The sequence below is a fragment of the Halorubrum trapanicum genome (assembly GCF_002355655.1).
Classification (GTDB): domain Archaea; phylum Halobacteriota; class Halobacteria; order Halobacteriales; family Haloferacaceae; genus Halorubrum; species Halorubrum trapanicum_A.
Genome location: NZ_AP017569.1, coordinates 1,842,701 through 1,858,116, shown reverse-complemented (window position 1 = coordinate 1,858,116; position 15,416 = coordinate 1,842,701). Strand labels below are relative to the sequence as shown.

The following is a 15,416-nucleotide window of genomic DNA, read 5'->3' as shown; positions in this document are numbered from 1 at the left end:
TTTAGCGGTTTCGGCACACGACGACCCACATGACACGGAACACTGACACCGGTGACGGGAGTGGCGACGCGGTCACGGACGGCGGCGTCACCGAGGAGCGCGGCGGGTCCGGATTCAATCCGATCACCGCGCTGAACGAGCGCTTCGGCAGCGACTTCGTCGAGTCCTCGCAGTTCTGGCTGCCGCCGTTCCTGCTGGTCGGCCTCTTCGTCTACGGGGCGATCATCTGGAACCTCCTGATCTCGCTGACCGACTTCAGCGGCTTCGGGACGCCGGACTACAGCGACTTAGACCTCGAGATGTACGGGCGGGCGCTGGCGGACAGCGGGTTCGTCGACGCCGCGATAAACACGTTCATTCTGCTCGTCGGGTTCACCCTCGTGACGCTCGCGATCGGGCTCGGACTGGCGATCCTGATAGACCGGAACATTCGGTTCGAGAACACCTTCCGGACGATCTACCTGTTGCCGATGAGCCTCTCGTTCGTCGTCACCGCCCAGTTCTGGGCGTGGATGTTCAACTTCAACAACGGGGTCATCAACATCGTCATCACGTCGCTCGGCTTCGGCCGAGTCAGCTGGATCGGCAACCCCGACATCGTCCTCTGGGCAGTGATGTTCGCGCTGATGTGGCAGTTCGCCGGCTACGCGATGGTCGTGTTCCTCGCGGGCCTGCGAGCCATCCCGTCCGAGCACTACGAAGCGGCGAAGGTCGACGGCGCCTCGACGGTGCGGATGTACTGGCGCGTGATCATCCCGCAGCTGAAGGGGTCGACGATCAGCGCCTCGGTCGTCCTGATGGTGTTCGCGCTGAAGGCGTTCGACTTCCTCTACTCGCTGGTCGGCGGCTACCGGCCACCGAACGGGGCCGACATTCTGGCCACCAAGATGGTCCGCGAGGCGTACGCGAACCTGAACTGGGCGTACGCGTCGGCGATCGCCATCACCCTGTTCGTGATGACGCTCGGGATCGTCGGACCGTACCTCTACTACCAGTACAACCGAGGGAACCTATGAGCGACGACGCACGAACTGACGGCGGCACGGCATCGGCGACGGACTCCGGCGCGTCCGCGGGGCCGCTCTCGGAGGTCGACGGGTACCGGGTCCTCCTGTATCTCGGGCTCCTCGGGTTCCTGACGTTTTTCATGGTCCCGATCGAGTCCGGGCTCGTCACCTCGTTTAAGACTTCCAGCGGCGTCACCGGGTCGCTCCCGTTCGCGCCGCCGACGGGGAGCACGTTCACCTTGGAGAAGTGGCAGACGGCGTTCGACGCGCTCGGACGGGGTCTGGTAAACAGCGCGCTGTACGCGATCCCGGCGACCGTGATCTCGGCGCTGCTCGGGAGCTTCGCGGCGTACGGTCTCACGCAGTCTAACTGGAAACAGCGGTACAAGGCGCCGGTCCTCGCGCTGTTCGTCGCGGGGATCTTCATTCCGTACCAGGCGGTGCTAGTCCCGCTCTCGCAGTTCTGGTCGATGATCCCGCTCCAAGAGGCGCTCGGCTTCCTGTGGGCGCTCGGGATCAACAACGACTACACCGGGATCGTCGAGCTGATCGTCACCCACGTGGCCTACGGGCTCCCGATCTGTACCGTTCTGTTCCGGTCGTACTACAAGAACATGAGCGAGGAGATGATCGAGGCCGCGCGGTTGGACGGCGCGTCCATTCGCCGGATCTACCGCCGCATCGTGCTCCCGCTCTCGGGGCCGATGTTCGCGGTGGTCCTGATCTATCAGTTCACGCAGATCTGGAACGACCTCCTGTTCACCCTCGTGTTGGTCCAGACCGAATCCAGCGCGGCGGCGCCGATCGTGTTGATCCTCGCCGGACTGGGGACGTCGCTCGAAGGACAAGACTTCGCGCTCCGCATGGCGGGCGCGTTCATCGCCGCCCTGCCGACGCTCGCGGTGTACATCGCGTTCGGCGAGGAGTTCGCCGAGGGGGTGGCGACATGAACGCCGCCGCCCGCCAGCAGCAATCCATGACTCGACAGCAACAACGCAGCCGACCGGAGGTATCGCTCTCAAACCGCAGCGCCGTTTCGCGGGGGCGATAGCATGGGGACGCTCGAACTCGACGGCGTGACCAAGGTGTTCCCCGACGGCGACAACGAGGTCGTCGCCGTCGACGACGTCGACATCGAGATGCGCGACGGCGAGTTCCTCGTCGTCGTCGGCCCCTCGGGCTGTGGCAAGTCGACGACGCTCCGGATGGTCGCGGGGCTGGAGACGGTCACCAGCGGTGAGATCCGACTCGCCGGGGGCGTCATCAACGACGTGAAACCGCAACACCGCGACATCGCGATGGTGTTCCAGTCGTACGCGCTGTATCCGCACATGACCGTGCAGGGGAACATGGCGTTCGGGCTGGAGGAGTCGACGGACCTCTCCGAAGACGAGATCGAGACGCGCGTCACCGACGCGGCGGAGACGATGGGGATCGCCGAGCTGCTGGACCGGAAGCCGTCCGACCTCTCCGGCGGCCAGCAGCAGCGGGTCGCGCTCGGGCGAGCGATCGTCCGCGATCCCGAGGTGTTCCTCATGGACGAGCCGCTCAGCAACCTCGACGCCAAGCTCCGGTCCGAGATGCGGACGGAGCTCCAACGGCTCCAGGACGAGCTGGACGTGACGACGATGTACGTCACGCACGACCAGACCGAGGCGATGACCATGGGCGACCGGATCGCGATCCTCAACGCCGGCGAGCTCCAGCAGGTCGCGACGCCGCTGGAGTGTTACCACGAGCCGGCGAACCGGTTCGTCGCCGGGTTCATCGGCGACCCGTCGATGAACTTCTTCCCCGTCGAGCGCGACGGCGACACCCTCGTCGCCAACCGCTTCGACTACCCGCTCGCCGAGTCCACCCTCGGCGACGTCGGCGACGTCACCGACCTCACGCTCGGCGTCCGGCCCGAGGACATCTCGCTGGCCGACGGCGCGACCGGGGACCACACCTTCTCGACGGTGGTCGAGGTCGTCGAGCCGATGGGCGACGAAAACACCGTCTACCTCCGGTTCGAGGACGCGCCGGAGGGCGAGACGTTCATCGCCACCGTCGGCGGCCTCCAGCAGATATCGGTCGGTGACGAGGTCCAGATCGAAATCCCCGAGGAGACGATCCACCTCTTCGACGGGACCACCGGCGACGCGGTCCATAACCGCGAGATCGAGGAGTAACGCACCGGAAAACGTCCCGCGTCGGCGACGCCGCGGACGCGATTCACGCGGCTTCGACCTCTGTTACTCCCGGATTCGTTCCACTTCGCGCCGGACGCCCTCCCGCACCCTGTCGGCGACGTCGCCGCCCGGGTCGTCGACGGTCTCGGCGTCTTCCGTCTCCAAGAGGCGGTCCAACTTGCGCTCGAACTCCCGCTCGTCGATCTCGCCGCGCGCGTAGCGCTCGCGGAGGGCGTCGAGCGCGGGGTCGCCGGTCGCGTCCTCGCGCTCGTCGGGGTCGTCCTCGGGGACCGGCTTCGTGAGGACGTGGAAGACGGGGAGGACGATGAAGAGCCCGAAGAACCACACGAGCGGGAGGGTCCACCAGAGGCCGGTGAGGAGCGGGGCGGCGACGCCGGCGCCGACGACGCAGAGCGCGAACACCCGCCGCCAGCGGTGGCGGAGGTTCCACGCGATCCGGCCGGGGAGTCCGGTCATGGTCGAGGCGACGCCTGCGAGGCCCAAAGCGGTTTCGTCGACCGACCCGGCGGCCGCGACGGAGTCATTCCCGGTCGATCACGAGCCGGTCGCCGGGGTCGACGCCGTGGCGCTCGCTCCACCCGCGCGGGACTTCGAGGACGTACCGCCCGGTGCCCTCGTAGCGGGTGAGCGGCCGCGACTCCGGTTCGGCCTCGTGGATCGTCGTGACGGTCCCGTTCGCGTCGGCGAAGACGATGTCGAGCGCGAACGCCATGTCGCGCATCACGTACGCGCGCTCCGCCGAGTCGCCGTGGACGAACAGCATCCCCTCGCCGGCGTCGAGGTCGTCGGTCGCGGAGAGCCCGACGTACTGCTTCACGAACCCGTCCGCGACCCGGGCCTCGACGGTGGCGAGCGACTCGCCCGTCTCGCCGTCGACGGCCTCGACCGTGGCGGTGTCGTAGCCGGTGATGAGGAGGGCCGGGTTCGCGGCGGCGACGGCGACTCCGAGGAGGCCGACGAGCGCGACCGCGGCCGCGACCCCGACGAGACGGCGGTTCACGGTCGGGGTTCGCGGCGCGGAAGGAAATCGTTTTCCGCTCTCGGCGGGTTCAAACGGGTGAGGGCTCGTGGTCTAGCTGGTTATGACGCGGCCTTTACAAGGCTGAGATCGGCGGTTCGAACCCGCCCGAGCCCACTTGTCGGCGCCGCGAACAACCCGTGAGCGGCGCCGCTGTGAATGTTTGAGGGCGGGTTCGAAGCAGGGAACGGAGCGAGCGAAGCGAGCGGAGTGAGTGAGGTTCGAACCCGCCCGAGCCCACTGCTGTCGCGACTAACTCCGTGAGCCGATTCCTTACAGATCGTCCGCGTCGAACTTCAGCAGGCCGGCGAGCGGCGGCGCGAGCGTCCAGAAGACTAACATTGCGGCCGCCGACAGCTGCTGGTTCGCGGTGTCGCCGCTGAACAGCTGCTCCGCGAGGAAGGCGTTCGACAGCGCCTCGACGGCGGTCGTCGGGTTCGAGACCCGAAGGAACACGTTGATCTGGGTCGCAGACACGGGCAGCGTGTCGACGACCGGCCCGACGACACCCACCAACTGGCCGGTGAGGGGTCCCCACAGCAGGACGAAGAGGACGTATATCGCGACGCCGCCGATGAGCGCCCGGCGCTGGGTCGAGGACGCGGCCGAGCATCCGACGGAGACGGCGACGAACACGACGCCGAGCGCGGCCGCGAACACGGTGTAGCCGAGGAACGCGCCGGCGTTGAACACCACCGGCGCGGCGATCAACACCAGCGCGGGCAGCAGGAAACCCCCGAACACCGCGAGCGCGAGCGCCGCGCCGCGGCCGGCGACCTTCCCTAAGACCACGTCGGCCCGCGAGTGCGGCAGCGACAGGAGGAGCTTCAGCGAGCCGGACTCGCGCTCGCCGCTCACCGCGTTGTAGCCGACGACCACGCCGACGAGCGGGACGAGCGTCGTGACGAGAAACCGACCGACGAAGGCGCTCAGCAGTAGCTCCGTGGCGAACTGCTCGCTCTCGCCGGTGGGTCGCACCGCGTACGCGAACGCCGCGACGAGCAGCGAGAACAGCACCACTAAGGCGATCATGCCGCGCGACTGAACGGTCTCCCGGAAGTCCTTCCGGGCGATGGCGGCGAGGCTCATCGGTCCACCTCCTCCGCCGCCGGCTCGTCGTCGGCCGGCGGATCGGAGCCGGCCGATTCGACGTCGGTCCCCTCAGACGCCGAACTCGCCGCGTCGCCCTCCGTGTACGCCAAGAAGAGGTCCTCCAGCGAGGCCTCGCTCGTGTGGAAGTCGGCGACTGCGACGCCGGCCTCCTCCAGAGCGCCGATCACGTCCGTCTTCGCGTCGCTGGCGCAGTTCACCACCAGTTCGTCGCCGTCGCGGGTGACGCCGGAGACGCCCGGGAGCGCCCGGACCGCCGCGACCGCGTCGTCGTCGGCGCCCGCGGCCGCGACCTCCAGCGTCTCCTCGCCGCCCACCGCCTCGCGGAGCCCCTCGACGGAGTCCTCGGCGACGAGCTCGCCGTCCCGGAGGATCCCGACGCGGTCGCAGACGGCGTCGACCTGTTCGAGGATGTGCGACGAGAAGAAGACGGTGGCGCCGCGCTCGGCCTCTGTGCGGACGATCTCGCGCATCTCCTTGGCGCCGGCCGGGTCGAGGCCGGAGGAGGGCTCGTCGAGGATCAGCAGGTCGGGGTCGCCGACGAGCGCCATCGCGAGGGCGAGCCGCTGGCGCATCCCCTTCGAGTACTCGCCGGCGGAGCGGTCGGCCGCGTCGGCGAGGCCGACGCGGTCGAGGAGCGCGTCCGGGTCGTCGTCCGCCTCTTTCGACTCCACGGCGAATTCGACGTGTCTCCGACCGGAGAGCCGGTCGTACACGGAGAAGCCGTCCGGGAGCACGCCCGTCCGGCCCCGGATCTCGACTCCGTCCGTCGCGACGTCGGCGCCGAGGACGCGGACCGTCCCCGCGGTCGGCCGGACGAGGTCGAGCAGCATGTCGATCGTCGTCGACTTGCCCGCGCCGTTCGGTCCGAGAAATCCGTACACCTCGCCGTCTTCGACGGTGAGGTCGAGGCCGCGAACGGCCGTGACGTCGTCGAACTCCTTTCGAACGCCCCGCAGTTCGATCGCGGTCATACCCTTCGGTTCCGGCGTAGCTTGATAAAGGGTTGCGGGTCGAGGCGCGGGACGCCCGCCCGCTCAACGAATATATCGTCGAACATACCTTTTCCCGCCGGTCGAAATGTTTTGTTAAAAGTAATAAAGAATATCATCCAGTTATCTGACTGCTTTTCACCAGTCGAAGCGGGCCGATGCGAGGAAGAAAAGTAACTGTTTTTGGGGCGCCTTGAGGCTTTTGTCTACAGATCTATCCTCGTATAAAGATTTAAATGATAATACCGAACATACCCATCGGTATGGCTCCGATACCACTTCAGGCAGCTGTCGAGTTCACGCACAGTCCGCTACTAACTTTCATAATTGGGCTGATAATTGTGGTGGCCCTGCTGGTGTGGCTGGACCTCCCGGCGTTCATCGGGCTGATCATCTCCGCGTTCCTGGTCGGCGTGGTGAACACGATCTTCGTCGCCGACTTCTCAGCCGCCGACGCGGGGAGTCAGGTCGCAACGGCGTTCGGGAACGGAATGGCGGGGATCGGCATTCCGATCCTCATGGCCGCGATCATCGGCAAGGGGATGTTGGAGAGCGGCGCGGCCCAACGGATCGTCCGGGGATTCCAGAACATCCTCGGCGAGAGCAACTCCGATGTAGCGCTTCTGGGAAGCAGTTCGGTACTCGCGATCCCGGTGTTCTTCGACAGCGTATTCTACCTGATGGCGCCGCTCGCGCGCTCCATGCGGGCGCGCGTCGGCCGTGACTACACGCTGTTCATCGTCGTCGTCGGCGCTGGGGCCGCGACGACGCACGTGTTCGTGCCGCCCACGCCGGGTCCGCTCGCGGTAGCTGACCAAGTCGGCAGCAACCTGGGGACGACGATCCTCGTCGGACTGGCGGTCGCCATTCCGGCCGCGATCGTCTCCGGACTCGTCTACGGGCGCTGGATCAACAGCCGGCTCGACATCCCGCTGCGCGACACGATGGCGACCTCGACCGAGGAGCTCCAGGAGGTCGCGGACCGGTCGACCAGCGAACTCCCGGGCGTCCTCGAGTCGCTGGCGCCGATCCTGCTGGCGGTCCTGCTGATCGCGTCGTCGACGTTCGTCAACACGTTCCAGGATCCGGTTCCGGCGCTCGCCTCGCTACAGCCGTTCACGGACTTCCTCGGGAACAAGAACGTCGCGCTGACGGTCGCCGCGCTCGCGGCCGCGTACACGTTCTACCGCTACGATACGATGACGCAGAGCGAGTGGAGCGACGAACTCACCGAGGCGCTGCGGAGCGGTGGAAACATCGCCGCGATCACGGCGGCCGGCGGAGCGTTCGGCGCGCTGCTCGCCGCCTCCGGCATCGGTGACTACCTGGCCGGCGCGCTCCAGGAAGTGGGGATCGGCCTGCTCGTCACGGCCTGGCTCATCGCCGCGATCGTCCGCATCGCGCAGGGGTCGGCCACGGCCGCGATGCTGACCGCCGCGGGGATCATGGCCCCGCTCACCGGTCAGCTGACCGTCCACCCGGCGTACCTGGTGATGGTCATCGGCGCCGGCGGGAACATCTTCTCGTGGTTCAACGACTCCGGCTTCTGGCTCGTCAGCGAGATCGGCGGGCTCACCAAGCGAGAGACGCTCCAGACGTGGACCGCCCTCACGACGATCATCTCGGTGACCGGGCTGATCACCGTACTGATCTTGTCGACGGTCCTGCCGCTCGCCTGAGGCGAGCGACCGACCTTCGAGGATTTTTTCGGCGACTGCGCGCGCCCCGCGTCAGCGACGGCTCCGTCGCTACGCGTCGCCCTCGGGCGGCCAGGCCGCGCCGCGCTCGGCGAGCAGGTCGGCGAACTCCTCCTCGTCGACGACCGGGACGCCCTCGGCGTCGGCGTCGTCGCGCTTCGATTGCCCGGGACTCTCGCCGGCGACGAGGTAGTCGGTGTTTCCGGAGACGCTCGACGTGGCGTTCGCTCCGCGCGCCTCGACGTGCGCCTGCGCCTCGCTCCGCGGGACGGACAGCGAGCCGGTGAACACGAACGTGAGCCCGTCGAGCGCGTCGGCCGGCCCGTCACCCGTCTCGGTCTCGAACGGCTCGGGGTCGACGCCGCGCTCGCGGAGCCCCTCGATCGCCGCGCGGTTCTCCTCGCGGTCGAGGAACGACCGGATCGACTCCGCCACCTCGGGACCCACGTCGTCGACCTCGCGGAGGTCGGCCTCGTCCGCGTCGAAGAGCGCGTCGAGCGTCCCGAAGTGCGCGGCGAGCGCGCGGGCGGTCGTCGCGCCCACGTCGGGGATCCCGAGCCCGGCGAGGAAGTCGTCGAGCGGCGGGTTCCGGGTGGCGTCCAGCTCGGCGATCAGGTTCTCGGCGCTCGTCTCGCCCCACCCTTCCAGGTCGGCCAGCTCCTCGGCGGTCAGGTCGTAGAGGTCCGGCAGCGACTCGACGAGGCCGGCCTCGCGGAGCTGTTCGACGCGTTCCGGGCCGAGCCCCTCGACGTCGAGCGCGTCGCGTCGCGCCCAGTGTTCGACCGCCCGTTCGAGCTGTGCCGAGCAGCCGAGCCCGCCGGTACAGAACGCGAGCGGGCCGTCGCGCTCGATCTCGGCGCCGCAGACGGGGCAGGTCTCGGGGAACGCGTAGGTCCCCTCCGAGCGCTTCTCGACGACCTCCGGGACGTACGGGATCACGTCGCCGGCGCGGTAGATCCGAACGCGGTCGCCGACGTTGACGCCGAGCGCCTCGATCTCGGCGGGGTTGTGGAGCGTCGCGCGCGAGACGGTGACGCCACCGACGTCGACGGGGTCGAGCTCCGCGACCGGGGTGAGCCGCCCGGTTCGGCCCACCTGAACCGTAACTCCCTCGACGGTCGTCGTCGCGGTCCGCGGCGGGAACTTGTGCGCGAACGCCCAGCGCGGCGCGCGCGACGTGTTCCCGAGCGCCTCGCGGTGCGTGAGCGCGTCGACCTTGATCACGACGCCGTCGACCGCGTAGTTGAGGTCGTCGCGGGCCGCGAGAATTTCGTCGCGGTAGTCGATCGCGGCCTCGACGTCGTCGACGACCTCGACGCGGCCGTTCCGGCGGAGGCCGAGCGACTCGAACGCGTCGAGCGCGTCCCGGTGCCGCGCGGGACGCTCGGGCCCCTCGTCGCCCGCCTCCCACGCGAGCACGTCGAAGAAGAAGACGTCGAGGGGGCGCTCGGCGACGACCGACGGGTCCAGTTGGCGGAGCGTCCCGGCCGCGGCGTTGCGCGGGTTCGCGAACGGCTCCTCGCCCCGCTCGATCAGCTCGTCGTTGTACGCCTCGAACGCGTCCCTCGGCATGTACACCTCCCCCCGGACGGCGAGCCGCTCGGGGTGGTCGTCGCCGCGCAGGCGGCCGGGCACCGAGCGGATGGTGCGGACCTGCTCGGTGACATCGTCGCCCTCGCGGCCGTCGCCGCGGGTGGCCGCGCGGACGTACTCGCCGTCCTCGTAGATCACCTCGATCGAGAGGCCGTCGAACTTCGGCTCGCAGACGTACGCGAGGTCGGCCGGGTCGAACTCGGGGAGGTTGCCGGATTCCGCAGCGTCCGCGAGGCCCTGGCGGACGCGCTCGTCGAACTCGCGGACCGCGTCGGCGTCGGTCGCGTTATCGATCGACAGCATCGGCGCGACGTGCTCGACGGTCTCCAGCGCGTCGAGCGGCTCGCCGCCGACCTGCCGCGTCGGGGAGTTCTCGGTCGGGAGGTCGAACGCCTCTTCGAGCGCCTCCAGCCGCGCGAACAGCGCGTCGTACGCCGCGTCCGAGATCAGGGGGTCGGCCGCGACGTAGTACCGGTGGTCGTGCTCGCGGACCGCCGCCCGGAGCAGTTCGGCCTGCTCTGCGGCCTCGTCGGGAGAGAGGTCGTCGACCGGGGCGAAGTCGGTCGGCGGGTCCTCGACGTAGGGGTTCTCGTTTGGGTCCGCGTGCCGGGTCGACGACCCGGATTGCGCGCTCGTCATCGACCGACCCTTGCGTCGGCTCGGGTTAAAAGCGACCGTTCGACTCGCTTCGCGGTCGGGTGCGCAGATCGGCGGCGGCGAGACAATTTTTAAATGAACGCGCGGTGCGGTCGGCGCGTGCCTCCGAGTGGCCGCCGAAGGCGGCCGCGAGGAGCACGCGCGAGGGACGCCGCGAACGCCCGTAGGGCGTGAGCGGCGAGGCTGGGGAGGCGTGAGGCGCTGTGCGGTGCCGTGCGGGGCGGGACTCAAAGGGGCAGTCGCGAGGGCGTCGCACGCTCGCTGTGCTCCTCACTCGGTCGCTCACTCCGTTCGCTCCCTCATTGCGGTGCTTGCGTCGCCTGCGACGCCCTCGCGACTGGGGCTTTGGCGGTGTTCGCCGTCGATCTATTGTCGGTTATTTATAAACGAGCGACTGGAATTTTCGAAGCGTTCTCCGCAGAATCGCCGTTGTTTTATAAACCCCCGACTGCGACGCTGCTCGGCTATTTATAAGGCCCGCAGCCGAACCGGATTCCCTATTCTACGCGTTCACCGCGCGCGAACACGGCCTCGGGGTCCTGCCACGCCGCGACGTCCTCGGTCGGGTCGGCGTTGAGAACGACGAGGTCGGCCTGATACCCCTCCTCGACCCGCCCCACGTCGTCGAGCCCCAGCAGGTCGGCGGCGTTGACGGTGGCCGCCTCCAGCGCGCGCTCCGGCGAGAGCCCGTAGTCGACCATGTGCGCCAGCTCCTGCGGAATTTCCTCGAAGAAGTTGAACGGCGTGCCCGCATCGGTCCCCATCGCGATCGAAACCCCGGCGTCCAGCGCGTGGTCCCACGCATCGTCGAAGCGATCGGCGGCGTCCTCCGCCTTCGCGACGGCGTCCTCCGGGATCCCGGCCTCGACGCCGTTGTCGACGATGCCGCGGAGCGCGCTCGCGGTCGGCACCCAGTAGGTGCCGCGCTCGGCCATCATCTCGGCGGCCTCGCGGTCCATGAACGTCCCGTGTTCGATACTGGAGATGCCGGCCTCGACGGCGTTCTTGATCCCCGTCTCACCGTGGGCGTGGGCCGCGGTCGGCGTGTCGGTCGGCGCGGCCGCGTCGGTGAACGCCGCAAGCTCTTCGGGGGTCAGCTCCGGGGCGCCGGTCACCGCGCCCTCAGTGAGGACGCCGCCGGTGGCCATGCACTTGAGCACGTCCGCGCCCGCCTTCAGCTGCTCGCGGGCCGCCTTCCGCACCTCCGCGGGCCCGTCCGCCTCCCGGCCGAACCAGTTACCGTGGCCGCCGGTCATGATCACGTTTCGGCCGCACGCGAGGACGCGGGGGCCGTCGATCTCGCCGGCGGCGACCGCCTCGCCCGCGTCGAGCGCGAGCGTCCCGCGGCTCCCGAGGTCGCGGACGGTCGTGACGCCGGCCGAGACGGCCGCGTCGAGGTTGCTCGCCGCCCGGTAGCTCGCGGTGTAGTCGCTGTCGGACACCGCGGTCGCGACGTCCGGGCGCCCGTCCATCATGACGTGGACGTGGGCGTCGATCAGCCCGGGCGCGACGACGCGGTCGCTCGCGTCGACGCGTTCGAGCTCCTCGTCCGGGACGTCAGCGACCGCGGCGGCGACCGCGTCCGGGTCGCCGACCGCGGCGATCCCGCCGTCGATGACCGCCACGTCCGCCCGTCGGGTGCCGTCCGCGTCCGCGACTCGACCGCCGGTGAACAGGTACGCGTCTCCGTGTGCCATGCCGATCAGCGAGAGGGACGAGAAGGTAAAGGGTCGGGTCGCGGTAGGGGAGGCCGAAGGGCTTGCGGGCGGACCGCGGCCGGGACGCCGACCGCGTCGGGCCGCCGGCCGGGTCACGTGGCCGCCGGCCGGGTCACGTGGCCGCCGCCAGCAGCTTCAGCCGCAGGTCGCGCTCGTCGACCTCGTACTTGAACGCCGGGTGGCCGTCGACGAGGACGTACGGGACGCGCTCGCCGTACTCCTCGGCCAGTTCGGGATCGGTGTCGACGTCGACCGCGTCGAGGTCGACCGTCACGCCGTCGAGGTCGGCGGCGACCTCCTCGATCGCCTCGCGGGCGACGACGCAAAGCGAGCAGTCCTCGCGGGTGTAGAGGGTGACCGGGACGGTCGCGGGGTCGTCGTCGGACGCGTCGTCTTCGGTCGCCTCCGCGTCGTCTCCGCTCACGGCTCGCGGTCGTCGTCGCCGGTCAGCTCCTCGGCGACCGTCGCGGCGTCCAGCAGCGCGGGGTCGACCGCGAGGTCGGCGACGGTCGCGACGAACTCCGGCAGCGACCGGCTCGCGTACGTCACGACCCGGACGTCCGGGTTCAGCTCCTTGGCGACCGGGATGCCGGTCGCCTCTTCGACGTCGGTGAGGACGAAGTAGGCGGCGTCGGCGATACCGGCGTCCTCGAGCTTCGCCGCCGTGACGAGCCCATCGATCCGCCGGATCTCGACGCCGAGCGCGGCGAGCTCCTCTCCGAGACCGTTCTCGTCCGGGCCGGCGACGACGGCGATCGCGCCGCCGTCGGAGACGGGCTCGCCGGTGCGGTCGTCCTCGGCGCGACCGCCGTCGGGGCGGGCGGGGGTGGCGGTCCCCGCCATCACTCGTACTCGATCGTCGCGGGCGGCTTGTGGGTCACGTCGTACACCACGCGCGCCACGTTCTCGTTCTCGCCGGTGATCCGGCTCTGGATCCGCTGGAGCGTGCTCCAGTCGAGCTCCTGCGCGCGGGCGGTCATCCCGTCGCGGCTCTCGACGGAGCGCACGGCGACCACCCAGCCGTGGACGCGGTTGTCGCCCTTGACGCCCGTCGCCTTGCCGAGGACCGCGGCGAACGCCTGCCACGGGTCGTACTCCGCCAGCTCCTCCTCGACGACGTGTGTCGCCTCGCGGGCGACCGCGGCCTTCTCCGGCGTCACCTCGCCGACGATCCGGACGGCGAGCCCGGGGCCGGGGAACGGCATGCGCTCGGAGATGATCTCTTCGAGGCCGAGCGCGCGGGCGACCTCGCGCACCTCGTCCTTGTAGAGGTCGCGCACGGGCTCGACGATCCCCTCGAAGTCGACGACCTCGGGGAGGCCGCCGACGTTGTGGTGCGACTTGATGTTCCCCTCCGACTCGATGCGATCGGGGTAGATCGTCCCCTGAACGAGGTAGTCGGCGCCCACGTCGCGCGCGACCGTCTCGAACTCGTCGATGAACCCCTCGCCGATGACGTGGCGCTTCTCTTCGGGGTCGGTGACGCCCTCGAGCCGGTCGAAGAAGCGGTCCTGCGCCTCGATCACCCGCAGCGACTCCATGAAGTCGAACGTGTCGCGGATCTCGTCGGTCTCCCCCTTCCGCATCAGCCCCGTGTCGACGTAGACGGGGGTGAGCTGGTCGCCGACCGCCTCGTACGCGAGCGTCGCCGCGACCGAGGAGTCGACGCCGCCCGAGAGGGCGATCACGGCGTTCGCGTCGCCGATCGCCTCCCGGATCTCCGCTTTCGCCTCCGCGATGAATTCCTCCGTCTCGACCATCTATAGCCTCACGTCCGCGTTCCGCTCGGTTGTGTCCGTCGATCCCAGCGCCGCCTCGACGAGGGAGACGAACGGCGGGCTCGCGCGGTCCGGCCGCGACCGAAACTCGGGGTGCGCCTGCGTCCCGAAGAAGAACGGGTGGTCCGGGCGCTCGAGGATCTCCATCCGGTTGTCGGCGCGCCCGGAGAAAACGAGCCCGTCCGCCTCTAACGCGTCGATGTACTCGGGATTCACCTCGTAGCGGTGGCGGTGGCGCTCGGTACAGGCGTCGGCGCCGTACACCTCGGCCGCGAGCGTGCCCGGCTCGATATCGGTCTCGTGGGCGCCGAGCCGCATCGTTCCGCCCATGTCCTCCGTCTCGTACTGGTCGGGGAGGAGGTCGATGACGGGGTGGGGCGTGTCGGGGTCGATCTCCGCGGAGTGGGCCCCGTCGAGCCCGAGCACGTTGCGCGCGTGTTCGACGACCGCCATCTGGAATCCCAAGCAGAGCCCGAGGAACGGCACGTCGTTCTCCCGGGCGTAGCGGACCGCCTCGATCTTCCCGTCCGTGCCGCGGGAGCCGAACCCGCCGGGGACGACGACGGCGTCGGCCTCGGCGAGGCGCTGCTCGTGCTCCGCGCGCGTCTCGTCGGCGTCGACCCACAGCACGTTCACCTCGGTGCCGGTCTGGATGCCGGCGTGTTTCAGCGCCTCGTGGATCGACATGTAGGCGTCTTCGAGGGCGTACTTGCCAACGAGCGCCACGTCGATCTCCTCCTCGCGCTCTCGGGTGACTAAGTCGCGCCACTCGGTCGACCGCTCCGCCTTCGGGAGCGCCTCGTCGACGAGGCCGAGCCGCTCCATCACGTACTCGTCTAACCCCTCGTCTTCGACCATCAGCGGGACGTGGTAGATGTCCTCGACGTCGGGGTTCGAGAAGACGGCGTCCGTGGGCACGTCGCAGAACAGGGCGATCTTCTCTTTCGTCTCCGGGTCCAGCCGGTCCTCGGAGCGCCCGACGAGGATGTCCGGCTGGAGGCCGATCGAGCGCAGCTCCTTCACGGAGTGCTGGGTGGGCTTCGTCTTCTGCTCGCCGTTCTTCGAGTAGGGGACGAGCGTGACGTGGGTGAAGAGGATATCCTCGTCGTCCTCCTCGTGGGCGAACTGTCGCAGGGCTTCGAGGAACGGCATCGACTCGATGTCGCCGACCGTCCCGCCGATCTCGACGAGGCAGACGTCCGACCCCTCGGCCGCCTCCCGGATCCGGCGCTTGATGTCGTCGGTGACGTGGGGGATGATCTGGACGGTCTTGCCGAGGTAGTCGCCGGCGCGCTCGCGCTCGATGACGTGCTGGTACGTCTTCCCCGTGGTGACGTTGTGGTCGAACGTCATGTCGGTGCCGAGGAAGCGCTCGTAGTTGCCGAGATCGAGGTCGACCTCGCCGCCGTCCTTGAGGACGTACACCTCGCCGTGCTCGTACGGGTTCATCGTCCCGGCGTCGACGTTGAGGTAGGGGTCCACCTTGACGGCGGTGACGTCGAAGCCCGCGTTGGCGAGGAGGCGCCCGGTGCTGGCGGCGGTGATGCCCTTCCCCAGCCCGGACATCACGCCGCCCGTGACGAACACGAACTTCCGACCCAGCGAGGGGTCGTACCCCGTGTCGGGATCTGCTGGCATATCGACCGTCCGGCAG

The 15,416-nt window shown here is 69.2% G+C and carries 14 protein-coding genes and 1 tRNA gene; 5 read left to right on the top strand and 10 right to left on the bottom strand.

Annotated elements, in window-relative coordinates:
- Positions 1-29 precede the first annotated feature (29 nt).
- From CPZ01_RS08945 to CPZ01_RS08935, 3 genes are all read left to right on the top strand, one after another.
- Positions 30-1,016: a carbohydrate ABC transporter permease gene (locus CPZ01_RS08945; RefSeq protein WP_096394399.1), complete on the top strand. Its 987-nt coding sequence runs from the start codon at positions 30-32 to the stop codon at positions 1,014-1,016.
- Positions 1,013-1,957, top strand: a complete 945-nt coding sequence (locus tag CPZ01_RS08940; protein WP_096394398.1) for a carbohydrate ABC transporter permease — start codon at positions 1,013-1,015, stop codon at positions 1,955-1,957. The genes CPZ01_RS08945 and CPZ01_RS08940 overlap by 4 nt, the downstream gene beginning before the upstream one ends.
- A gap of 102 nt (positions 1,958-2,059) precedes the next feature.
- On the top strand, positions 2,060-3,178 hold the full coding sequence (locus CPZ01_RS08935; RefSeq protein ID WP_096394397.1) for an ABC transporter ATP-binding protein: 1,119 nt from the start codon (positions 2,060-2,062) through the stop codon (positions 3,176-3,178).
- A 63-nt stretch (positions 3,179-3,241) separates the two neighbouring features.
- On the opposite strand, the gene CPZ01_RS08930 is transcribed toward CPZ01_RS08935, so the two are convergent.
- Entirely contained in the window at positions 3,242-3,655 is a 414-nt protein-coding gene (locus CPZ01_RS08930; RefSeq protein ID WP_096394396.1) for an SHOCT domain-containing protein, read from the bottom strand.
- A 64-nt stretch (positions 3,656-3,719) separates the two neighbouring features.
- Positions 3,720-4,199: a DUF192 domain-containing protein gene (locus tag CPZ01_RS08925; RefSeq protein WP_096394395.1), complete on the bottom strand. Its 480-nt coding sequence runs from the start codon at positions 4,197-4,199 to the stop codon at positions 3,720-3,722.
- A gap of 61 nt (positions 4,200-4,260) precedes the next feature.
- On the opposite strand from CPZ01_RS08925, the gene CPZ01_RS08920 reads away from it, so the two are divergent.
- Positions 4,261-4,334, top strand: a tRNA-Val gene (locus tag CPZ01_RS08920).
- A 156-nt stretch (positions 4,335-4,490) separates the two neighbouring features.
- Here CPZ01_RS08920 and CPZ01_RS08915 read toward each other — a convergent pair.
- Positions 4,491-5,306: an ABC transporter permease gene (locus tag CPZ01_RS08915; RefSeq protein WP_096394394.1), complete on the bottom strand. Its 816-nt coding sequence runs from the start codon at positions 5,304-5,306 to the stop codon at positions 4,491-4,493.
- The gene (locus CPZ01_RS08910) at positions 5,303-6,301 is read right to left on the bottom strand and encodes an ABC transporter ATP-binding protein (RefSeq protein ID WP_096394393.1); all 999 of its coding nucleotides are present in this window, start codon (positions 6,299-6,301) and stop codon (positions 5,303-5,305) included. Before CPZ01_RS08910 ends, CPZ01_RS08915 begins: the two co-directional genes overlap by 4 nt.
- 281 nt (positions 6,302-6,582) lie before the next feature.
- On the opposite strand from CPZ01_RS08910, the gene CPZ01_RS08905 reads away from it, so the two are divergent.
- Complete coding sequence (locus CPZ01_RS08905) at positions 6,583-7,998, top strand: GntP family permease (RefSeq protein WP_096394392.1); 1,416 nt, start codon at positions 6,583-6,585, stop codon at positions 7,996-7,998.
- 69 nt (positions 7,999-8,067) lie between these two features.
- Here CPZ01_RS08905 and ligA read toward each other — a convergent pair whose 3' ends face one another.
- The 6 genes from ligA to CPZ01_RS08875 all read right to left on the bottom strand — a co-directional run bounded on the left by ligA (position 8,068) and on the right by CPZ01_RS08875 (position 15,400).
- Positions 8,068-10,248 carry an NAD-dependent DNA ligase LigA gene (gene ligA, locus CPZ01_RS08900; RefSeq protein ID WP_096394391.1) on the bottom strand — a complete coding sequence of 727 codons (2,181 nt, stop codon included), beginning with the start codon at positions 10,246-10,248 and terminating at the stop codon, positions 8,068-8,070.
- 515 nt (positions 10,249-10,763) lie between these two features.
- A complete protein-coding gene (locus CPZ01_RS08895; protein WP_096394390.1) occupies positions 10,764-11,963 on the bottom strand; it encodes a metal-dependent hydrolase family protein in 1,200 nt (399 codons plus the stop codon).
- 133 nt (positions 11,964-12,096) lie between these two features.
- Complete coding sequence (locus CPZ01_RS08890) at positions 12,097-12,408, bottom strand: glutaredoxin family protein (RefSeq protein WP_096394389.1); 312 nt, start codon at positions 12,406-12,408, stop codon at positions 12,097-12,099.
- Positions 12,405-12,827 (bottom strand): DUF7126 family protein, encoded by a 423-nt coding sequence (locus tag CPZ01_RS08885; protein ID WP_231899161.1) that lies wholly within the window; start codon positions 12,825-12,827, stop codon positions 12,405-12,407. Before CPZ01_RS08885 ends, CPZ01_RS08890 begins: the two co-directional genes overlap by 4 nt.
- Positions 12,827-13,744: a glutamine-hydrolyzing GMP synthase gene (gene guaA / locus CPZ01_RS08880; protein ID WP_096394388.1), complete on the bottom strand. Its 918-nt coding sequence runs from the start codon at positions 13,742-13,744 to the stop codon at positions 12,827-12,829. The genes CPZ01_RS08885 and guaA overlap by 1 nt, the downstream gene beginning before the upstream one ends.
- Positions 13,745-15,400 carry a CTP synthase gene (locus CPZ01_RS08875; RefSeq protein WP_096394387.1) on the bottom strand — a complete coding sequence of 552 codons (1,656 nt, stop codon included), beginning with the start codon at positions 15,398-15,400 and terminating at the stop codon, positions 13,745-13,747.
- Between the last annotated feature and the right edge of the window lie 16 nt (positions 15,401-15,416).